Origin of the sequence: Nocardia sp. CA-145437 (genome assembly GCF_050956485.1) — a bacterium.
Lineage (GTDB): Bacteria > Actinomycetota > Actinomycetes > Mycobacteriales > Mycobacteriaceae > Nocardia.
On the sequence record NZ_CP191204.1, the window covers coordinates 3,287,295 to 3,307,110 of the forward strand.

A 19,816-nucleotide genomic window follows, 5' to 3' on the forward strand; every position below is an offset into this window, starting at 1 on the left:
GCTACGCGCCCGCCTGCATGGCCGCGAACGGGGCCATGTCGAAGTAGTCCCGCCACGCCGCGATCTTCCCGTCGCGCACCTCGAACACGCCGGTGACCGGCAGTTCGATCTTATTGTCGCCGAGGCTGAATCGATCCGTGCGCTCATTGAGCACGATGTTGCCGGTGACGGCCTGATGGTGGATCGAGAACTCGATCCCGCCGAACGCGCCGATGAACCCGCGCAGGAACTCCAGGATCGCGGCCTTGCCGACGAACGGATCCATCGGAATATTGTGGTACACGGCGTCCTCGGTGAAGAACTCCGCGATGGATTCCGGTGTGCCGGTGAGCCATTCGGCGCACAACGCGTTGACGACCTCGGCGGGGGACTGGCTGGAGTGTTCGATGCTCACTGCTGCGGGAGACCTTTCCTGCGACGGACCTGACCTACAGCAGCCAAACTCCCGCCCCACCCCGGCACTGTCAACCCTCTTCTCGCCGTGAGACTCGACCCCATCCCTGTCTCATCGACCCGCCCCGGCCTGCCGCTGCGCGAAATCCCTCCTCACCGCCAATAATGGTCCAGTGACCGAGCGCGCAGCGAGCCGCACCGCCATCCTGGTCTGCGAGGGCCGGGCCGTCGCCGACGGCCGACTGGGTATCGGGAGATTCTCCGACCCGATCGCCACCGAACTCCTGACCGACGACGAACGCGCCCTCGTCACCCTGGTCCGAGCCGGCGCGGTCCCGGCTTCTTTCGGCCCCCGCATGGAATACGAACTCCTCTCCGCCACGGCCGAAGTCATGGCGGTCCGCACCATCGCCATCGACGACGCCGTGCTGGCCGCGGCCAATCCCCAACTCGTCATCCTCGGCGCGGGCTTGGACGCCCGCGCCTGGCGAATGTCCGACCTGCGCGGCACCCCGGTCTACGAAGTCGACCACCCGTCCTCCCAGGCAGAGAAACGTGCCCGCCTCGGCGACCACGAATCCATTGCCGACATCCACTTCGTCGCGGTCGACTTCGCCAAGGACTCCCTCCCCGCCGCCCTGGCCGCCGCCGGCCACAACGACTCCGTCCCCACCACCTGGATCTGGGAAGGCGTCGTCCCCTACCTGACCCCGGCCCAGGTCACCGCGACGGTAGCCGCGATCGCGCAGTGCAGCGCCCCGGCCAGCCGCCTGATCGTCACCTACCCCACCCCCAACCGCGCCTACAAATACGGCCGCAAGGCAATGCAACTCATCCTCACCCTCTCCGGCCGCCCCAACCCCATGGCCCACGAACCCCAACGCTCCACCTGGACCCCCGCGGCACTGGCAACCCTTCTCGCGACCCACGGCTTCACCGTCACCGCCGACCGAGACCTCGAATCCCTGGCCGTGGAAACGAAAGTCGAGGGCAAACACCGCTCCCTCCGAGCCGACGGCCACATCCTCACCGCCGACCGACTCTGAATCTGCGCTAGCAATTCGCGCGGTGAATTTGCGGGAGGATTCCGCCGCGCGCACGCGTGCCGCCCTGGTCGACAGCGGTTTGCGGCTGGCCGAGAGTCTGGGTCTGGCGGCGGTCAGCGTCAACATCCTGGTCGCGGAACTGGGTGTCTCGAAGGGCACGTTCTTCCACCACTTCGGCTCCCGCGCCAACTACCTGCTGGCCCTGCACCGCGAATTCCACGAGCGCCTGCAAGCCGATATCGACGCCGCGATCGCCCCGCACCCGCCCGGCCGCACCCGCCTGCTGGCGGGCTCCACCGCCTACCTCGACGCGTGCCTCCGCGACCGCGGCGTGAAAGCGCTCCTCCTCGAACGCCACGCCGACCGCCGCCAACCCGCCGTCCGAGTCGCCCCCACCCACTTCCTGCGCTGACAGTTCAGCGTCGAGAATCGGCGGTCGCCGCAGCCTCGGACGCGTAGTGGGAGGTCACCGCCTCCTGACCCGTGTAGTTCGGCCCCGCCGACGGGTCCGCGCCCAGGTAGTGGAAGTCCCACCGGGGCGTGCCGTGGCCGGTCCGGGTCAGACGGTGGGTTCGTGCGGAGTAGCTGAAACCGTTGTGACGCAGGGCTGTCGAGAGCCGGCGGCCCAGCGGGGACCCGGTGGCATCGCGAATCGCGGTGGCGTCGAAATTGATCGCGAGGTGGCCGTCGGGCGCGAGCCACGACGACATGCGGCTCAGCGCGTCGAGTTTGTCGCCGACATAATGGATGGCGTGGACGCTGGTGATCAGGTCGATCGGGGCGTCGGGCTCCCAGGACAGGACCGAACCGGTGACCAGGTCGACGCCGGGGCGAGGTGTTCCGCCGAAGTAGCCGACCAGGTCCAATCCGGTGATCCGGGTGTGCCCCGACAGGGCCTCCGCCGCCTCGAAAAGCGCCAGGGCGCTGCCGCATCCGACATCGAGCCAGCGCTGTGGGCCCGGCCGTGCGCTCAGCCAGGCCGAGGGGTCGAAGCCGAGTTCGCGGCGATAGGCGGGGAGGCGGCGGTCGCGGTTCATGGCGGAGTTCGCCACTACCGCAGTCCGTTCCAGGTGGGCGTCGTCGAGCAGGTCGGGCACGCTACCCATCTTGCCGGGTGTGGATGGACGTCGACCAGGCGCTCGCTCAGCTCCGTTCGGGTGCGGTGAGCAGCGCCAGGACCGTGTTGATCTGTTCGGATGTCGGGGTCGGCAGGCTGTCGTGGCCGTGGATGAAACCGATGCCGAGATAGACCATCGCGCCCGCGCGCAGCCGGGCGGCTTCGGCGTCGAAACCGAGTTCGGTCAGGGCGGATTGGATGACCTGGAAGATGCGGCGGTCCAGTTCGCGCACGGCGTCGGCGACCTGCGGGCGGGTCCGTGACCACTCGCGCACCGTGGCCTCGACCAGCCAGTTGCGTTCGACGAGCAGCGCGCCCATCGCTTCGATGCGCTGTTCCACCGGAATCGAGTCGACCGCGGCGAGGTCGGCGATCACCCGGGCCTGGGTGGTGATCCAATGGTCGGCCATGGCTTCCTCGAGCCGGCCGATGTCATCGAAATGCCAGTAGAAGCTGCCCTTGGTGACCCCGAGTTCCGCGCACAGGCGCGGAATGCGCAGCGCGGACGGTCCTTCGCGGGCCAGCAAGGCCAGCGCGCCGTCCACCCAGTCCTCGTAGGAGAGCCGGGGGGCGCGGCCTCCGGTGCGTGCGGTGGTCGCCGAATCGCGCTGCTGTGTTTCGGCTTTCCTGGACCTGCGCGGTGTGGCGGCCGCGCGCGGTGGCTCGGCGGTCATCGGGGCCTGTTCATGGTCTGCACTCCTCGATCGTAGAAGGCGGATTCCATACTTCAGGGTACCGATTCCATACTTTGGAGTATGGTGTGATCCGTTCAGGATCGGATCGAAAGGATCCTCATGTCGGTGGACACTCCCTTGCCTCCCACTGCTGACCAGCCCGTTCCGGCGCGCTGCCCGACCGCCTTCCGCTATTGGGAAGGCCGGAACACGCCCGCCGCCAAGCGTTTCGAACGCCTTCTCACCGCGCTCACCGGCCGCGGGCCGTTCCCCACCGATGCGCAGGCGAGCGCCTTGTGCGAGGACCTGTTCACCGGTGACCCGGTCGCCGAACGCTTCGTGGCCGAGGTGATACACGGCGAGGCCGGACCGCGGGCCGGGCGGGCCATGCTCGACACCGCGCTCGCCTCGGGCCTCGACGCGGTGCCCGACGCGCCCGCGGCCATGCGGGAGCTGTTCGCCGAGTTCGACACTCGTCCCGCCTGGGTGGACCCGGACCTGGTGGAGCAGGGCGCGGCCATCTGGCGGCGGTGGGGCACCATGCTGTTCAGCTTCGCCGGCGCCGAGACCCTGGAGATGTACACCGAGGCGGCTGTCGCCACCCCGCTCTCGCTGGCCGGCGGATACGCCGGGGACAGCGCGCTGCGGCGCTTCCTCGAGACCTGCCGCTTCTGGATCGACGTCTCCCAGCCGGGCGCGCTGCTGACACCCGGGTCCGCCGGCCGCGCCACCGCGATGAAGGTCCGGGTCATGCACGTCTCGGTGCGGGCCCGCGTCGCCGGACATCCGGAATGGGACACGCAACGGTGGGGGTTGCCGATCAGCCAGACCTACCAGCTGCTGACCCTGCTCGGCGGCAGCGTCACCCCGGCCCTGGGCCTGTGGCTGCTCGGCTATCAGACCACGCCCTCGGAAATCCGTGCGCTCCTGCACTTCCAGCGCTACCTGGGCCATCTGCTCGGCGTGCGGGTGCGCTGGTATCCCGAGTCGATCGCCGACAGCCTGCGGGTGCTGGCCATGACGATCGTCGCCAGATCCTACGACGCGGGAGCCCACGGCGCGGAGCTGATCGAATCGTATCCGGCGGCGTTCGCACCGCGTGCGAATCAGCATGGGCTGCAACGTGTGCGCGCCGCCTACGGCTACCGGATCAACTCCGTCTACGCGGCGATGTACATGGCCCCCGGCACCCGCCGCCGCTACCGCATGCCCGCGGTGTTCCCGTGGATTCTGGTGCCGGTGGCACGGTTTCCGCTGATCACCGCGATGGAACTGGCAAGGCGGACCTGCCCGCCGTTCGCGCGGCTGCACGAGCGGGTCATGGTGCGCCACCGGGAGAACTGGTATCGCGCCCAAATGCTGGGCCGGGAAGCGCAATTCGACGCCACCGGCGCGTTGCGGCGCTGAAAGGAGCCGGACAGTGACGAGCATCGGGATCACCGAGGCTTGGAACGGGCCGGGACGTCGCGACGGCGTCCTCACGACAGTCGAACCCCATCACAACGGATGGCATCCATCGCCGAGCCGAATGGCGTTCGAGCACTGGTACTTCGACGCGCAACTCGACAGCGGCCACGTCGTCGTCGGCTTCCTCATCAAACGCCGCCCGGAGGACCTGCCGTGGGCGCGGCCCTGGGTCGAATTGATCGTCTACACACCCGACGGCGACCGGCTGCAGACGTCCAAACGGTATTCGCCCGCGGCGACCAGCTTTTCGGCCGACCGGTGCGATGTGCGCATCGGCGACAATCGTGCCTGGTCGGAGGTCGCCACCGACGGGCTGCCCAGGCATCACGTCCGCCTGGCCGAAGATGGCCTGGCCTTCGAGCTGACCTTCGAGAACGAGACGCCCGCGTGGATGCCGGGCAAGGGCGAGACTCGCTTCGCCGGAGGCGAGAGCTTCGGGTGGATGGTCGGCGCACCGCGTGCGAGAGTGCACGGCACGCTGGAAATCGATGGGCGACGGTCGACGGTGACCGGCCGCGGCTACGCCGACCACAACTGGGGCGCCGGCGATATGAAACGCATCATCGACCGCTGGCACTGGGGTCGGCTCTACACCGACGACTACTCGTTGCTGTACGCGCAGGTTCTGACCCAGCCCAGGCAGGGCTCGCACGCCATCGCGCCGTTGATGCTCGCGTGTCAGGACGACGTCGTGTTGTCCACGGGCGAGGCGGTTCTCACCGAGGGGCCGAAACGCCACGACCCGATCGCCGGGCGCGACTATCCGGAATGGATCGAGTTGCGTGTACCGGACCAGCTGGATCTACGCCTCACCGTCGACGCGGTCATCCACGCTCACGACCTGCTCGACGACGTCCCGCTCGTGCGATCGCGTGCCCTGCGCCCGCTCCTGCACAGGCTGATCGGCCACCCGGCCTACTTCCGGTTCCGGTCCACCTTCGAGTTGACCGTCCACAACGGTGGCGCGCCCTACCGCGAATCCGGCACGACGCTGCACGAACTCGTCGCCCTGCGCTGAACCGCGCGGCAGGCGATCGCGAGTGCGAGACCTACGCGGCGCTCCGGCCCGCCGGAATCGGAGCCGAGTCGGGCAGCGGTTCGCGGGTGCGCATCGCGGCCCACAGGGCGGCGGTGGCGGCGATGCAGGCGGCCGCGCCGCCCACGTGGACGACGACCAGCACGGCGGGCACGTGGGTGAAGTACTGGACGATGCCGACCAACGCCTGCCCGCACACCAGCGCGATCACCAGGATCATCCGCTGACGAAGGGTCTTGTTCATACCGATCGCGGCCAGCCCGCAGGCCAGTCCGACCAGCAACGAGAGGTAGGCGACGAGAAGTTCGGCGTGCAGGTGCACCAGGGTCACGATCTCGACCTGGAGGCGCTCGACCTGTCGCTCGGCGCTCTTGTCACCCGCGTGCGGGCCCGCGCCCGTGACCAGGGTGCCCGCGATCAGGGTGGCGGTCATCGCGACACCGCTCAGGGCGGTGAGCAGCCGCAGCGGCCGGGGCACCCGCACGGTGTCGATGCCGTCGTCGGGTTCGCCGACCTTGGCCCACAGCAGCGTGGCCAGCCACACCATCAGCATCGACGCCAGCAGATGCACCGCGACCGTCCACCACAGCAGCCCGGTGCGCACGGTGATACCGCCGATCACGGCCTGCAACACGGTGCCGCCCGGCATCAGCCACGCGTAGATCTGCACCTCACGCCGCCGCCGCGCCCGGGTGACCGCGAGCACGATCGCCGCGGCGGCCAGCGACACCACGAAAGTCAGCATGCGATTGCTGAATTCGACGACCTGATGCACCACCGGCACCTCGGCCACCGCGGTCGGCACGAAGCTGCCGGGGAAGCACTGCGGCCAGGTGGGGCAGCCCAGTCCCGAGGCGGTGACGCGGACGACCGCACCGGTCACCGAGATTCCGGCCTGGGACAGGATGACCAGGAAGGCGATCAGCCGCTGCACCCGCAAGGAGGGCATCGGGAACAGGTCGGCAAGTCGCTGGAAGGCGCGAGACAGCACGCACCGATGGTAGCGGGGGCGTATTTCGCCCCCTCACCCGCCCTACTACAACGTGTCGTTAAACACCCGGTCGCGGACCGGGTTTCGCGGCCGTCTCAGTCGAACTTGAAGAACCGGGTGGCCAGCCACCCCGCGAGACCGCCCCAGCCCGCGAGCACCGCCAGCCCGTACCAGTCGACGCTGGTGCGCATCGCCCGATCCAGACATTCCGACAGCGCCCCGGACGGAATGATCCGCGCGATCACGCTCACCGCGCGCGGCAGATCGTCGGACATGAACACCAGGCTCGCGGTCCCGAGCATCACGAACCACAGGATGTTGGCCAGCGCCAGCACCACCTCGGCCTTGAGCGTCCCGCCCAGCAGCAGCCCCAGCGCCGCGAAGGTCGCGGTCCCGAGCCCGATCACCACCGCGCCCAGCAGCAGCCCGCCCAGCGACGGCCGCCAGCCCAGCGCGGCCCCGATGCCGCCCAGCAGGATCGACTGCAACACCACCACGATCAGCACGGCCGAGCATTTGCCCGCGACGATGCCCCACCGCGGCAGGGGAGTCGCCCCGAGCCGCTTCAACGCCCCGTATCGCCGATCGAAGCCGACCGCGATGGCCTGCCCGGTGAACGCGGTCGACATGATCGCCACCATCATCACCGCGGGCACGACCCGATCCACCCGATGCTCGCCCAGCCCGCTGACCGGCAGCAGCGTCAGCCCGATCAGCAGCGTGATCGGAATGAACATGGTGAGCAGCAGCTGTTCCCCGTTGCGCAGCAACAGGATCAGTTCCATGCGGGTCTGCGCCGCCAGCATCCTCGCGCGCGTGGTCGGCTGGGGCGCGGGGGAGAAGGTGCCCGCCGCGAATCGGTTCTCGGTCTCGGTCACCCGCGCAGCTCCCGCCCGGTCAGTTCGAGGAACACGTCTTCCAGCCGGCGCTGGTCGATGCGAATGTCGGTGGGCAGCACGTCGATTCGCGCGCACCACGCGGTCATGGTGGCCAGCACCTGCGGGGTGATGTCGCCTTGCAGCAGGTAGGAGCCGGGCGCGGTCTCGCGCGGGGTGAACCCTTCCGGCAGCGCGGCTTCCAGTAGCGACAGGTCGAGTTTCGGGGGCGCGGTGAACGCGAGCCGCCCTTCGGCGCCGTGCGAGGTGACCTCGGCGGGCGTGCCCTGGGCGACGACCCGTCCGTGGTCGATGATGACCAGCTGGTCGGCGAGCTGTTCGGCCTCGTCCATCATGTGGGTGGTGAGCAGGACGCTGACCCCGTCGCGGCGCAGCGCGTCGATCAGCTCCCACACCAGATGGCGCGCCTGCGCGTCCAATCCGGCGGTCGGCTCGTCGAGGAACACGATCTCGGGCCGCCCGACCAGCGCGCACGCCAGCGCGAGCCGCTGCTGCTGCCCGCCCGATAGTCGCCGATACGGCGTCCGGCGAGCGTCCTTGAGTCCGAGCGTGTCCAGCAGCCAGGCCGGGTCGAGCGGATTCGCGGAGTAGGACGCGACCAGATCGAGCATCTCCCCGGCCTTGGACCCCGGATACGCCCCGCCGCCCTGCAGCATCACCCCGATGCGCGGTCGCAGCTGATCGGAGTCGGCGATCGGGTCGAGCCCCAGCACCCGCACGCTCCCGGCGTCGGGAGACACGAACCCCTCGCACATCTCGGTGGTGGTCGTCTTGCCCGCCCCGTTGGGTCCGAGCAGGGCCAGCACCTGCGCGCGTTCGATGTCGAAGCTGATGCCGTCGACCGCGGTGGTCTCGCCGTAGCGTTTCACGACGCCGTCGACGTGTACGGCGGGTCCGGATGCTGCGGTCACGAGGACACACCGTAAGGCGTGGGCTGCTGTGACCGAGCCGACACCCCCGGCTGATTGCGCCACGGCAGCACATTTCGGGTGAGGAAGATCAGGGAGCCGCCGACGATCAGGGTGGCGATGGCCGATTCGACGATCTGGAAGACGTAGAAATCGGCGCCGCGCGGCATCACCATCACGGAGACGATCACCGACAGGACGACCGCGGGGACCCGGAAGGCGGGGCGGTTCGCCCACGCGGCGAGGGGGACGATCGCCCACAGCAGGTACCAGGGTTGAACTACCGGGAACAGCAGCACGATCGCGCCGAGTGAAACACCCAGTGCGCCGATCGGATTCAAGCGTCCGGTCCAGGCGGCGATGAGCATGCGCACGGTCACGAAGCCCGCGACGGATTCGGCGATGGGCCGGGTGATGTCGAGCAGCGCGGTGGTGTGGTCGCCGAGACCGAGTAGGACGCCGCCGAATCCGGTGATGATGCCGATGGCCGTCGGCAGCGACAGGTAGCTGCGCACTGCGGTCGCGGTGCCGACGGTATTGACCCAGCCGAATCCGAGCCCGCTGGCGTAACTCACGAACAAGGTGGTGGCCAAGGCGACCGCGCCGAGTACCGCACCCGCGAGCAGCACCTGTTTGAGTCCACGCCCCCAGCGCCGGGCCAGCGCCATGCCCACGAATCCGAGGCACACCAGCGAGGTGATCTTCACCGCCGACGACAGTGTGATCACCACCGTGCCGAAGATCAGCAGCGCCCACGCCCGCCGATCGAACTCCGGTGAGTCGTCGATGGCCCGCAGGCAGAACTCCAGGCCCGCCAGCATCAGTCCGAGCATGAGCGCGTCATTGTGCACGCCGCCGACCAGGTGGAACAGCACCAGCGGATTGGCCGCGCCCAGCCACAGCGCGCTCACCGGCGCGACCCCGCAGCGACGCGAGAGCCGCGGCAGCGCCCACACGATCAATGCGACGCCGGCCAGCGCGAGCGCCCGGTGCAGCCACACGCCGAGCACGATGTTGTCGCCGGTGATCTGCGCGATCCCGCGACCCATCCAGAGGAACAGCGGCCCGTAGGGCGCGGCGGTGGAGCGCCAGATATTGGGCACATTGTTGGTCAGCACATTGTCGAGCCCGAGCCCGTCGACCGGCCCCACCGAATACGGGTCCAGGCCGCGGTTCGCGATCTCGCTCTGCGCCAGATACGAATACACGTCATTGCTGAACATGGGCGGCGCGACGCTGAGCGGAATGATCCACAGCAGCAGCGTCCGATCCATCTGCGAGCGGCTGAGCCGGTGCCGCGGATCCCCGCCCCACCCGCCGACCGCGAAGCGTCCCAGCAGCAGCCACGCCATGATCACCAGGACGGTGCCGATCATGCACATGGCCAGCGTGGAGGTGCCGGCGCGGGCGAAGAAGCCGAGCACCCGCAGCCCGGAGGTCGGGTTCTGATGCACCGGCTGCGCCCCGACACCGAGTGCCGAGATCGCCATGATGACCGCGCCGGTCGCCCCGAGCAGCCGGATTCGCATCAGCTGCAGGGTTTCTCGCCGGTCCAGGCCGGGCACGTCGTGGTCGACACTGTGCAGCACGGCGACGGTGTGATCGGCGGCGGGGACGTCCAGGCCCAGGGCCCGGCGTCCGATATCGATGACTCTGCGCCCCGCGCCTTCCGCTACCGCCACAGGACCGAAGCCTAGTCCGGAGCCGCGGGTCGGACGCCGATCGCATGGCCGTAGCGGGGGGTCGAGGGTGTGCCCGATGGTTGCCGTCGGTCACACCCGCTTGCCTCAGATACCCCTGGGGGTATAGTCGTGACATACCCCTGGGGGTATGGAAGGAGTCTCAGATGCGAAGTACGACAGTCGGCGACGCCGACGCTTCTCCGAGCACGGCCGCCCCCGGCGGTCTCCTGGGCCGCCTCGGCGCGGTCATGGCCGGCCGCGCCCGCTGGGTGTTCGGCTTCTGGCTCATCCTGTCGGTGGCCCTCGGCGCGGCCGCGCCCTCGGTGTTCGACTCCCTCGCGGGCGCGGGCTGGCAGGCCGACGGCTCCGAATCCGTGCAGGTCCGCGACCTCGCGCAGGAACACTTCGGCGGCAACTCGGCCGCCGCCGTGCAGGTCGTGATCCACTCCGACACCGCGACCATGGACAGCCGTGACGCGCAGCGTCTGGTCACCGACATCACCGCGGTCCTCCAGGCGGACAGCCGCTTCGGCGCGATCGTCGCGCCCACGCCCGGCCAATCGGTGAGCCGCGACGGCCACACCGGCATCCTGCTGGCGGGCGCGAACGCGAGCACAGACGACATGGTCACCGCGGTCACCGACCTCGGCCCGAAGCTGAAGAACCTCTCCGCCGACGGCTTCGACATCTACCCGACCGGCTCTTCCGCGTTGTGGAGCGACTTCAACAAGGCCAACCACGACGCGATGATGAAGGCCGAGATGTTCTCCTGGCCGGTCACTCTGGCGATCATGGTGCTGGCCTTCGGCTCCTTGGTGGCCGCCGGTCTGCCGCTGCTGTTGACCCTCACCGGTCTGGTCGCCTCCGCGGGCGGGCTGGTCCTGCTCAACCAGATCACGCCGATCTCGGTGTGGGCCATGAACTTCGCCATGATGTTCGCCCTCGCCTTGGGCATCGACTACGCGTTGTTCCTGGTCTCGCGCTTCCGCGACGCGATCCGCGGCGACACCCCACCGCGCACCGCGGTCGCGGTCACCATGGCCACCGCGGGCAAGGCGGTCCTGCTCTCCGGCCTGACCGTGCTGGTCAGCCTGTCGGCGGTGCTGGTCGTGCCCGCGCCGGCCGTGCGCACCATGGCGGTCGGCATCATGTTCGCCGTCTCGTTCGTCCTGCTGGCGACGCTGACCCTGCTGCCCGCCGTGCTCGGCGCCCTGGGCAAGCGGGTGAACGCGGGCTCGCTGCCGTATGTGGCGCGCCAGCAGCATCGTTCGCCGGTCTTCGCCCGGTGGGGGCAGTTGCTGCACCGCCACCCGTGGCCGTTCGCCATCGGTTCGCTGCTGGTGCTGATCGCGCTCGCGATTCCGGTGACGAGCCTGAAGGTGGCCATGCCCTCGATTCAGGTGGTGCCCGCGGATTCGTCCGTGCGCCAGGGCTACGAATTGGTGCAGCGTGAGTTTGGACTGGGCGCACCGGGCATGCTGCAGATCGTGGCCCCGGCCTCGGACGCCGCCGATGTCACGCGAATCGCGGCCTCGGACAGCCGGATCGGCATGGTCTCGCCGCCCCAGCCCGCGGGCGACGGCAGCGGACTGGTCATGATCCAGGCGACTCCGAGCGTCGATCCCTCGGATCCGGCCATGGGCGACATCGTCGACTCCCTGCGTATGGCCCTCCCGGCCGACGCGTTGGTCGGCGGCGCGGTCGCCGAGAACCTGGACCTGCAACAGGCCTTGAACGACTACCTGCCCCTGGTCGTCGGCATCATCCTGGTGCTGGGCTTCCTGCTCCTGCTGGTCGCCCTGCGCGCCCCGCTCATCGCGCTGCTCGGCGCGGGCGTCAGCCTGCTGTCCACCGCGGCCGCGTTCGGCGTGGCGAAGCTGGTGTTCCAGGACGGCCACGGCGCGAGCCTGCTCGGTTTCACCCCGCAGGGTTTCCTGGACGGCTGGGGCCCGGTGTTCTTCTTCGCCATGATCTTCGCGATCGCGATGGATTACACGGTCTTCCTGCTGGCCACGGCGAAGGAGCATTACGAGCGCTCGGGTGATCCCGCGGTGGCTCATATCGACGGCATCGCGCATTCGGGCCGGGTGATCGCGGCCGCGGCGGCGGTCATGGTGGCGGTGTTCTTCACCTTCGCCCTGGCCGATCCGCTGCCGCCGAAGGAGATGGGCATCATTCTCGGCGTCGCCGTGCTGCTGGACGCCGTGCTGATCCGCCTGATCCTGCTGCCGGTGCTATTGCGCCTGACCGGGCATGCCGCCTGGTGGTCGCCGCGCTGGTTGCGCAAGGTGCTGCCGGACATCAGCTTCTCGCACTGAGATAGCAGCGTCGCGGATATCGGCGTCGCGCACTGAACGGTGGGGGCCGTGGGGAAACGGTGAGCCCGCTCTCACGGCCCTCGCATACCCCCAGGGGTATGATGGAGTCATCGAACTCAGGGAAGGAACCCTCATGATCGGCGACGAAGACAGCATCGCATTGGTCCTCAACCGCCTGCGCCGCGCACACGGCCAGCTCGCGGGCGTGATCTCCATGATCGAGCAGGGCCGCGACTGCAAGGACGTGGTCACCCAGCTCGCCGCGGTCTCGCGGGCGCTGGACCGCGCGGGCTTCAAGATCGTGGCCACCGGTCTGCGCGACTGCCTGACCGGCGAACAGGCCGAGGGTTCGGAGCCGATGACGGTCGAGGAACTGGAGAAACTCTTCCTGGCGCTCGCCTGACGCCGGGATCGAAAGGAAGTCATGATGACCGCGACCCGCCGCTGGACCATCGACCGCATCGTGCCGGTCCTGGCCGGAACCATGGTGCTGCTCAGCATCGCGCTGGTGCTCGCGTTCTCGCCCTGGTGGCTGCTGCTGACCACGTTCGTGGCGGCCAACCTGCTGCTCTACGGGTTCGTCGGCTGGTGTCCGGCGACCCTGCTCCTGCGACGCTTGGGGGTGCCCCGGACGGGCAGCCCCGCAACGGAAAGGACCGCGTGATGACCCTCGCCCTGTCGACCACCCTCTACACCGATTTCGCCACCGCGGTGGAGCGCACCCGGAAGGCCCTGTCCGAGCAGGGTTTCGGCATCCTCACCGAGATCGACGTCACCGCCACCATGAAGCAGAAGCTCGACGCCGACCTGGAGGATTACCTCATCCTGGGCGCCTGCAACCCGCCGCTGGCCCACGCCGCCCTCGAGGTCGACCGCCAGATCGGGCTGCTGCTGCCGTGCAATGTGATTGTGCGCGAGGACCGTTCACACGAGGGCGCGGTGCTCGTCGAAGCCATGGACCCGCAGCTGCTGGTGCAGGTCGCGGGCGATCCCGGGCTGAAGGAGGTGGCCGACACCGCCGCCGCCAAGCTCGGTGCGGCCATCGCTGCCCTGGGCTGATCCACCCCGGATCCGGGCCGCTCAGGCCCGGTAGCTCCACTGCCCGAACACGATTCGCCCTGCCGGTGTCGGACCCCGCTCATACTCTGGATGAATGGTGTCCGATTCGAAACGGCGAATCGAGGCGGCCGCGGCCGGGTTGCTAGCCCGGCACGGCTACCACGGATTCGGGCTGAAGAAGTTGAGCGAGGCGGCGGGGCTGCCGTATGGGTCGATCTACCACCACTTTCCGGGCGGCAAGGAGGAGATCGCGGTCGCGGCCATCACCGGCACCGGGGTGCTGGTCGGCCGCATGATCCGGCAGGCGCCCGGCGATGTGTTCGATACCGCGGCAACGCTGTTCGATTTCATGGCCGGGAAGCTGGACGAGACCGACTGGACCACCGGCTGTCCGGTCGGCACGCCCGCCCTGGACGGCGGAAGCGACGTCGAATCAGTGCGCACGGCGTGCGTTTCGGCATTCGATGCCATGGGGCGCGGCTTCGCCGAACTGCTGATCGAGCTGGGGCTGGAGCCGGGGGAGGCGCGGGGCCTGGCCACCACGGTGGTCGCGGCCTACGAGGGCGCGACCATCCTGGCCCGGGTGCGGCGCACCGACGAGCCGCTGCACACGGTGTCGCAGTCGATGGCCCGGCTGCTGCGCCTGAGTCTCGCCGAAGCCGTTGCCGTCGAGGCGCATTCACCCTGAGGGGCTTCCCGATCACGCGGTGAAATCAGGCACCGTGAGCCTCAGGCGCGCCAGCACCTCCGGCTCGGCGATCACGTCGATGGCGGTGATCCGCTCGGCGGTGATGGTGAAGGCCATGACCTCCGGCGATTCGCCGTGCGACACCACGAGCGCGCCCGGCCGACCATCGATCAGAATGACCGCCGAGAACTCCTCGCGCCGCGCGAACCCGGCCGCCAGCCGGGCCACCACCCGCGTGCCCTGCGCGGTGACCGGCACGGATCCGGGCGCGGCCACCCGGTCGGCGGACACCATGATCTCCGGATCCAGCACGGTCAGCGCCGCCTCGATGTCTCCGGCCCGGACCGCGGCCAGGAAGGCCCGCACGATCCGGTCCTCCCGCAGCGCCTCGGGCCGCAGCCCGTCGCCGTCGTCGAGCACCCGGCGCCGGGCTCGGCCGGCCAGCAGTCGCGCCGCGTTCGGCGTCCGGTCCAGGATCTCGCCGATCTCGTAGAACGGCACCGCGAACATGTCGTGCAGGACGAACGCGACCCGTTCGGCGGGCGGCAGTCGCCGCAGCAGCACCAGTACCGCCCGTTCCAGTTCGTCGGTGAGGATCGCCCGGTCCTCCGGGGTTTCCAGGATCGCGGCCTCGGGAAACGGCTCCGGCGCGCCGGGCCCGAGCGGGAACCGGTCGTCGACCCGACGGCCGCGCAGCACGTCCAGGCAGATCCGGGAGAGCGCGGTGGTGAGCCAGCCGTCCAGATTGCGGATGGTGTCGATATCGGTGCGGCTCAATCGCATCCACGTGTCCTGCACCGCGTCCTCGGCCTCGCCGGACGCGCCGAGCATCCGGAAGGCCTGGGCGGTCAGGCGGGCGCGCCGCCGCTCGAATCGGGCTGCGGGGGATCCGGAGTCGCTGACCGACATATTTCGTGCTCGCCGAACGTCGCGGTGACATGACTACACACACCATCGTCACACGAATCGTTCCCGACCGCGCCTTCCTCTACTGGACCTCGACCGTGCTGGTCGCCGCCGAACTGGTGGTGGGCGGCTGGTGGGATGTCGCCCGGACCGCGAATGTTCGCGAGGTCGTGGCGGCACTGGGCTATCCGACCTATTTCCTGGTCATCCTGGGCGTCTGGAAGCTGCTCGGCGCGGTGGCGCTGCTGGCCCCGCGGCTGCCGCTGGTGAAGGAGTGGGCCTATGCCGGGACCTTCTTCGTCTATTCGGGAGCCATCGCCTCGCACCTGACCACCGGGGAGAAGCTCATCGAGGTGCCGATCCTGCTCGTCATGGCCACATTGACTGCCGTCTCCTGGGCGACCCGTCCCGCCGATCGCCGATTCGTCCCTGGCAAGCCCGCGGGAACGGACGCATCGGCAACTATCTAGCTACCGGACGGCCCGAATTCGGTTACAGTGACCTTCGATCATGCTCGGTCCCGGCACGGCGAACGGAGCGATGATGGGCCGCAACTCGGTTGCCAGTCAATTGGTGGACGCCCTCGTCGCCGCCGGCGTCCAACGGGTGTACGGACTGGTCGGCGACAGTTTGAACCCCTTCGTCGACGCGCTGCGCCGCACCGAGGGCATCGACTGGGTGCACTGCCACAACGAGGAGAGCGCCGCCTTCGCCGCGGGCGCGGAATCGGTCCTCACCGGACGCCTCGCCGTCTGCGCGGCCAGCTGCGGGCCCGGCAACACCCACCTCATCCAGGGCCTCTACGACGCGCACCGCAATGGCGCCTCGGTGCTGGCAATCGCCTCGCACATCCCGAGCCGCGAGATCGGCACCGGCTTCTTCCAGGAGACCCACCCCGAACGACTCTTCGTGGAATGCAGCCACTTCTGCGAAATGGTGAGCACCCCGGCGCAGATGCCGCGCCTGGCCACCATCGCCATGCAGACCGCTCTGGGCCGTCACGGCGTCTCGGTCCTGGTCGTCCCGGGTGACGTGTTGAGCGCGGACGCCGAGAACCGTGGCCGCCCCTCGGATCTGGTGACGTCCGCGGCCACCGTGGTCCCGCCCGCCGAACAGGTCGACCGCCTCGCCGAAGCCATCAATGACGCCGACACCGTCGCCCTGTTCGCGGGCGCGGGTGTGCGCGGCGCGCACCCGCGGGTCATGGCCCTGGCCGAGCGCGTGCACGCCCCGATCGGCCACGCCCTCGGCGGCAAGGAGTGGATCCAGTTCGACAACCCCTACGACGTCGGCATGAGCGGCCTGCTCGGCTACGGCGCCGCCTACGAGGCCACCCACGAAGCAGATCTGCTGATCCTGCTCGGCACCGATTTCCCCTACGACACGTTCCTGCCGCAGGACGGCCGGGTCGCCCAGATCGACCGCGACCCCGCCCGCATCGGCCGCCGGGCGATCGTCGACGTCGCCGTGCACGGTGACGTGGCCGCGACCATCGACGCGGTACTGCCACTGCTGCACCAGAAACCGAGTCGCGCCTTCCTCGACGACATGCTGCGCCGCCACGCCTCATCCCTCGAGAATGTGGTCGACGCCTACACCCACGACATCGACCACCACACGCCCATCCACCCCGAGTACGTCGCGTCGCTGATCGACGAAATCGCCGACAGTGAAGCGGTTTTCACCGTCGACACCGGCATGTGCAATGTCTGGGCCGCCCGCTATCTGACCCCCAACGGCCGCCGCCGCATCATCGGCTCCTGGCGGCACGGCACCATGGCCAACGCGCTGCCGCACGCGATCGGCGCGCAGTCGGCCTTCCCTGGGCGGCAGGTGATCTCGCTGTCCGGCGACGGCGGCCTGGCCATGTTGATGGGGGAGTTGCTGACGGTCTGGCGGCACCGGCTGCCGGTGAAGATCGTGGTGTTCAACAACTCCACCCTCGGCATGGTGAAACTCGAGATGCTCGTCGACGGCCTGCCCGACTATGGCACCGATCAGGAACCGGTGAACTACGCCGAGATCGCCGCGGCCGTCGGTATGCCCGCGATCCGGGTCACCGACCCCGCTCAGGTGCGCGGCGCGCTGACCAAGGCCTTCGCCGAACCCGGGCCGATGCTGGTCGACGTCGTCACCGATCCGAACGCGCTGTCACTGCCGCCGAAAATCGATGCCGCACAGGTGAAGGGCTTCGCCTTGGCGGCCGGCAAGATCGTGCTGGCGGGCGGCGTCGGTCGCATGGTCGACATGGCCCGCTCCAACCTCCGCAATATCCCGCGCCCGTAACGAGCGCGCAGGTCTTGTCAGGTCTTGTCCACGGGCCCGGCGCGCATACGGCGCCGCACCGGGCCTGGTCGGTGGGGACTACTTGTCCCAGAGGGCGGCGTAGCGCATCGTGCCGTTCACCATGTACTTGCTCAGGTGCTCCAGCTTGTAGCCCTGGTTCGACAGCTGCGTCGCGGTGGCGTTGTAGGTCGCGAGGTCGATGTCGTGCCGGGCTTCCCACGCTCGGCCGTCGGTCTTCTCCCAGATGGCGACGAAGCGGGAGGAACCGTTGACCTCGTAGCCGTTCACCAGGGTCGGCCGGTAACCCTGCGCTTTGAGCTGGTCGAAGGTCGCCTGGTACTGGGCGGAGGTCAGGCCGTGGCGGGCCTGCCAGGCGCGGCCGTCGTTCAGCACCCAGGTGCTGGAGTAGCGGGGATCGCTACCGCTGGTGGCGGTGATGTCGGTGAGCCGGTAGCCCGCGGCGGTCAGCTTGTCGAATTCCGCCTGGTGCTGCGCGCCGGTCAGGTTGGATCGGGTTTCGGTGAACTTCACGTGGGTGCCGTTGTCGACCGTGGTCCCGCCGGCGTTGAAAGTGACCGTCCAGAACTGTTTTCCGTTCTTGTAGATCGCCGAGACGCCGACGTTCTGCAATGCGCCGTCCAGGATGATCGCCTTGTGCGTGGGCGAGTTCTTCCACCAGGTCATGGCGTCGGACGGGGTGACATTGGTGCCGTAATAGTTGATCTCCGCGATCTTGGACGAGTTCGCGGGGACACCGCACTGGGCGAACCGGGTCTTGATGTCACGACCCAGCGAGTCCACGTGGTTGGCCGGTGCCACACCACGATTCGCGCTGTCGTTGCCGGCCCACTCCGACGGGCGCGCCATGGTCTCGCTGTACGTCAGGGCCCGCAGGCCCGCATCGGTGCGCATCTTGTTGATGGCGGTGAAGACTTCGGGCTCTTCACCATTGAGTTTGAGCGCGGCACTGTCGACATCGCAGTGGGTGAACGTCTCGGCGTGGGCGGCCGGGAGGGCGAACAGGCTCACGCCCGCGGCGACTGCCAAGGCTGCTGCGGCGGTGGTCTTGATGTTCACGGGGCATTCCTTGTGCTGGTTGGAGGAGGTTCGCACAAAGGGTCCCGCCGCCCGCGAATGGATTTCTAATGACGGACCAACGGTTGGTGCCTCAGGGGCACGGCTGCTGAAGCCGGCCCCTCGGGCGAGAGGCGGATTCGGTCAGGAGGCGAGGGATGCGCGCGCGGCCACGGCCTCGCCGGTCAGCTCGACCGAGCGGACGCGGTCGTCGATGTTCTGCGCGTGGTGCGCGAGGATGAGTTCGTCGGCTTGAATTCCGCCCGCGAAATCCTCGAGGTAGTCGACCACGTCGGCGGGCGTGCCGACCGCCGTGTAGGTGGTCATCGCCGCCAGATGGCGGCCGTTGGGGGAGGCCAGGAAGGCGTCGATCTCCTTGTCGGAGAAGTCCATGCCCGCCGCGCCCCGCTTGATGAAGGCCCGGGTGCGCGCCCGATACGAGACGGTTTTCTGTTCCTCGGCCACGTCGCGATCCTCGGCCGCGAACACATTGACCCCGGCCATCACATACGGCTCGGCCAACTGCTCCGACGGGCGGAACCGCTCCCGATACTCGGTGACCGCCTGGTGCAGCGCGTCCGGCGCGAAGTGCGAGGCGAACGCGTAGGGCAGTCCCAGGTGCGCGGCCAGCTGCGCCCCGAACAGCGACGACCCCAGAATGTAGAGCGGCACAACGCCTTCCGCCCGCGGCACCGCCTGCACGCCCGGAATCCGGCTGTTGCCGGTGAGGAACCCCTGCAATTCGAGCACGTCCTGCGGGAAGGTGTCCGCCGAGGACGGATTGCGCCGCAGCGCTCGCATGGTCTCCTGATCACTGCCCGGCGCCCGCCCCAGCCCCAGGTCGATCCGCCCCGGATACAGCGATTCGAGCGTCCCGAACTGCTCGGCGATCACCAGCGGCGAGTGATTGGGCAGCATGACCCCGCCCGCACCGAGCCGGATGCTGTCGGTGTGCGCGGCCACGTACCCGATGAGCACGCTGGTCGCGCTCGAGGCGATCGACTTCATATTGTGGTGCTCCGCGTACCAGACCCGCCGATGCCCACTGCGTTCCGCCGCCCGCGCCAGCGCCACGCTGTGCTGGAAGCTGTCGCGCGCGGTCTGCCCGGGCGCGACCGTCGCCAGGTCGAGGATGGATACGGCGAAGGGCATGCTAGCACCGGCTTTCGTGGATCGGCTGTTCGTCGGACGGCGGGCGGGGTGCGCCCACTTCTCAGTACTAATTCGATCAGCGTCGAACTTATGCCCGCCCGCCGGATTTCTGGTGCCCGCGCC

21 protein-coding genes are annotated in these 19,816 nt (G+C 69.0%); 11 read left to right on the forward strand and 10 right to left on the reverse strand.

The window, feature by feature from the left end; all coding sequences use genetic code 11:
- Position 1: 1 nt before the first annotated feature.
- On the reverse strand, positions 2–394 hold the full coding sequence (locus ACQPYY_RS15270; RefSeq protein ID WP_433594219.1) for a limonene-1,2-epoxide hydrolase family protein: 393 nt from the start codon (positions 392–394) through the stop codon (positions 2–4).
- Between the two features lie 172 nt (positions 395–566).
- On the opposite strand from ACQPYY_RS15270, the gene ACQPYY_RS15275 reads away from it, so the two are divergent.
- On the forward strand, positions 567–1,439 hold the full coding sequence (locus ACQPYY_RS15275; RefSeq protein ID WP_433594220.1) for a class I SAM-dependent methyltransferase: 873 nt from the start codon (positions 567–569) through the stop codon (positions 1,437–1,439).
- Between the two features lie 22 nt (positions 1,440–1,461).
- Positions 1,462–1,851: a TetR/AcrR family transcriptional regulator gene (locus ACQPYY_RS15280; RefSeq protein WP_433594221.1), complete on the forward strand. Its 390-nt coding sequence runs from the start codon at positions 1,462–1,464 to the stop codon at positions 1,849–1,851.
- Positions 1,852–1,855: 4 nt separating this feature from the next.
- On the opposite strand, the gene ACQPYY_RS15285 is transcribed toward ACQPYY_RS15280, so the two are convergent.
- Together ACQPYY_RS15285 and ACQPYY_RS15290 are read right to left on the reverse strand one after the other, a co-directional pair.
- Complete coding sequence (locus ACQPYY_RS15285; protein WP_433594222.1) at positions 1,856–2,545, reverse strand: class I SAM-dependent methyltransferase; 690 nt, start codon at positions 2,543–2,545, stop codon at positions 1,856–1,858.
- Positions 2,546–2,582: 37 nt separating this feature from the next.
- Entirely contained in the window at positions 2,583–3,230 is a 648-nt protein-coding gene (locus tag ACQPYY_RS15290) for a TetR/AcrR family transcriptional regulator (protein ID WP_433594223.1), read from the reverse strand.
- 120 nt (positions 3,231–3,350) lie between these two features.
- Between ACQPYY_RS15290 and ACQPYY_RS15295 the strand changes: the two genes are divergently transcribed.
- Positions 3,351–4,637 carry an oxygenase MpaB family protein gene (locus tag ACQPYY_RS15295; protein ID WP_433594224.1) on the forward strand — a complete coding sequence of 429 codons (1,287 nt, stop codon included), beginning with the start codon at positions 3,351–3,353 and terminating at the stop codon, positions 4,635–4,637.
- Positions 4,638–4,650: 13 nt separating this feature from the next.
- Positions 4,651–5,715 carry a lipocalin-like domain-containing protein gene (locus ACQPYY_RS15300; protein WP_433594225.1) on the forward strand — a complete coding sequence of 355 codons (1,065 nt, stop codon included), beginning with the start codon at positions 4,651–4,653 and terminating at the stop codon, positions 5,713–5,715.
- 31 nt (positions 5,716–5,746) lie between these two features.
- On the opposite strand, the gene ACQPYY_RS15305 is transcribed toward ACQPYY_RS15300, so the two are convergent.
- The 4 genes from ACQPYY_RS15305 to mptB all read right to left on the reverse strand — a co-directional run bounded on the left by ACQPYY_RS15305 (position 5,747) and on the right by mptB (position 10,210).
- A complete protein-coding gene (locus tag ACQPYY_RS15305) occupies positions 5,747–6,724 on the reverse strand; it encodes a COX15/CtaA family protein (RefSeq protein WP_433594226.1) in 978 nt (325 codons plus the stop codon).
- A gap of 95 nt (positions 6,725–6,819) precedes the next feature.
- Positions 6,820–7,602, reverse strand: coding sequence for an ABC transporter permease (locus tag ACQPYY_RS15310; protein ID WP_379098197.1), 783 nt, complete (start codon positions 7,600–7,602; stop codon positions 6,820–6,822).
- Positions 7,599–8,531, reverse strand: coding sequence for an ABC transporter ATP-binding protein (locus ACQPYY_RS15315; protein WP_433594227.1), 933 nt, complete (start codon positions 8,529–8,531; stop codon positions 7,599–7,601). Before ACQPYY_RS15315 ends, ACQPYY_RS15310 begins: the two co-directional genes overlap by 4 nt.
- Positions 8,528–10,210, reverse strand: a complete 1,683-nt coding sequence (mptB, locus tag ACQPYY_RS15320) for a polyprenol phosphomannose-dependent alpha 1,6 mannosyltransferase MptB (RefSeq protein WP_433594228.1) — start codon at positions 10,208–10,210, stop codon at positions 8,528–8,530. The genes ACQPYY_RS15315 and mptB overlap by 4 nt, the downstream gene beginning before the upstream one ends.
- 164 nt (positions 10,211–10,374) lie before the next feature.
- Between mptB and ACQPYY_RS15325 the strand changes: the two genes are divergently transcribed.
- The 5 genes from ACQPYY_RS15325 to ACQPYY_RS15345 all read left to right on the forward strand — a co-directional run bounded on the left by ACQPYY_RS15325 (position 10,375) and on the right by ACQPYY_RS15345 (position 14,275).
- The gene (locus tag ACQPYY_RS15325; RefSeq protein WP_433594229.1) at positions 10,375–12,528 is read left to right on the forward strand and encodes an MMPL family transporter; all 2,154 of its coding nucleotides are present in this window, start codon (positions 10,375–10,377) and stop codon (positions 12,526–12,528) included.
- A 133-nt stretch (positions 12,529–12,661) separates the two neighbouring features.
- Positions 12,662–12,931 (forward strand): metal-sensitive transcriptional regulator, encoded by a 270-nt coding sequence (locus tag ACQPYY_RS15330; RefSeq protein WP_213556139.1) that lies wholly within the window; start codon positions 12,662–12,664, stop codon positions 12,929–12,931.
- Positions 12,932–12,955: 24 nt separating this feature from the next.
- On the forward strand, positions 12,956–13,192 hold the full coding sequence (locus tag ACQPYY_RS15335) for a YgaP family membrane protein (protein WP_379098205.1): 237 nt from the start codon (positions 12,956–12,958) through the stop codon (positions 13,190–13,192).
- Positions 13,192–13,587 (forward strand): DUF302 domain-containing protein, encoded by a 396-nt coding sequence (locus tag ACQPYY_RS15340; RefSeq protein ID WP_433594230.1) that lies wholly within the window; start codon positions 13,192–13,194, stop codon positions 13,585–13,587. Before ACQPYY_RS15335 ends, ACQPYY_RS15340 begins: the two co-directional genes overlap by 1 nt.
- A 94-nt stretch (positions 13,588–13,681) precedes the next feature.
- Positions 13,682–14,275, forward strand: a complete 594-nt coding sequence (locus ACQPYY_RS15345; RefSeq protein ID WP_433594231.1) for a TetR/AcrR family transcriptional regulator — start codon at positions 13,682–13,684, stop codon at positions 14,273–14,275.
- A gap of 12 nt (positions 14,276–14,287) precedes the next feature.
- On the opposite strand, the gene ACQPYY_RS15350 is transcribed toward ACQPYY_RS15345, so the two are convergent.
- Positions 14,288–15,184: a sigma-70 family RNA polymerase sigma factor gene (locus tag ACQPYY_RS15350; protein ID WP_379098213.1), complete on the reverse strand. Its 897-nt coding sequence runs from the start codon at positions 15,182–15,184 to the stop codon at positions 14,288–14,290.
- 29 nt (positions 15,185–15,213) lie between these two features.
- Between ACQPYY_RS15350 and ACQPYY_RS15355 the strand changes: the two genes are divergently transcribed.
- Together ACQPYY_RS15355 and ACQPYY_RS15360 are read left to right on the forward strand one after the other, a co-directional pair.
- Positions 15,214–15,651 (forward strand): DoxX family protein, encoded by a 438-nt coding sequence (locus tag ACQPYY_RS15355; RefSeq protein WP_433594232.1) that lies wholly within the window; start codon positions 15,214–15,216, stop codon positions 15,649–15,651.
- Between the two features lie 73 nt (positions 15,652–15,724).
- Entirely contained in the window at positions 15,725–17,467 is a 1,743-nt protein-coding gene (locus ACQPYY_RS15360; protein WP_433594233.1) for a pyruvate dehydrogenase, read from the forward strand.
- A 78-nt stretch (positions 17,468–17,545) separates the two neighbouring features.
- Here ACQPYY_RS15360 and ACQPYY_RS15365 read toward each other — a convergent pair whose 3' ends face one another.
- Complete coding sequence (locus ACQPYY_RS15365; protein WP_433594234.1) at positions 17,546–18,544, reverse strand: CAP domain-containing protein; 999 nt, start codon at positions 18,542–18,544, stop codon at positions 17,546–17,548.
- A gap of 141 nt (positions 18,545–18,685) precedes the next feature.
- Complete coding sequence (locus ACQPYY_RS15370) at positions 18,686–19,693, reverse strand: LLM class flavin-dependent oxidoreductase (RefSeq protein WP_433594235.1); 1,008 nt, start codon at positions 19,691–19,693, stop codon at positions 18,686–18,688.
- Positions 19,694–19,816 lie beyond the last annotated feature (123 nt).

Coding starts and splice junctions, on each gene's coding strand:
- ACQPYY_RS15285 (WP_433594222.1), bottom strand. CDS start 2,545: ATGGGTAGCGTGCCCGACCTGCTCGACGACGCCCACCTGGAACGGACT.
- ACQPYY_RS15290 (WP_433594223.1), bottom strand. CDS start 3,230: ATGACCGCCGAGCCACCGCGCGCGGCCGCCACACCGCGCAGGTCCAGG.
- ACQPYY_RS15295 (WP_433594224.1), top strand. CDS start 3,351: ATGTCGGTGGACACTCCCTTGCCTCCCACTGCTGACCAGCCCGTTCCG.
- ACQPYY_RS15325 (WP_433594229.1), top strand. CDS start 10,375: ATGCGAAGTACGACAGTCGGCGACGCCGACGCTTCTCCGAGCACGGCC.
- ACQPYY_RS15330 (WP_213556139.1), top strand. CDS start 12,662: ATGATCGGCGACGAAGACAGCATCGCATTGGTCCTCAACCGCCTGCGC.
- ACQPYY_RS15335 (WP_379098205.1), top strand. CDS start 12,956: ATGACCGCGACCCGCCGCTGGACCATCGACCGCATCGTGCCGGTCCTG.
- ACQPYY_RS15340 (WP_433594230.1), top strand. CDS start 13,192: ATGACCCTCGCCCTGTCGACCACCCTCTACACCGATTTCGCCACCGCG.
- ACQPYY_RS15345 (WP_433594231.1), top strand. CDS start 13,682: ATGGTGTCCGATTCGAAACGGCGAATCGAGGCGGCCGCGGCCGGGTTG.
- ACQPYY_RS15350 (WP_379098213.1), bottom strand. CDS start 15,184: ATGTCGGTCAGCGACTCCGGATCCCCCGCAGCCCGATTCGAGCGGCGG.
- ACQPYY_RS15355 (WP_433594232.1), top strand. CDS start 15,214: ATGACTACACACACCATCGTCACACGAATCGTTCCCGACCGCGCCTTC.
- ACQPYY_RS15360 (WP_433594233.1), top strand. CDS start 15,725: ATGGGCCGCAACTCGGTTGCCAGTCAATTGGTGGACGCCCTCGTCGCC.
- ACQPYY_RS15370 (WP_433594235.1), bottom strand. CDS start 19,693: ATGCCCTTCGCCGTATCCATCCTCGACCTGGCGACGGTCGCGCCCGGG.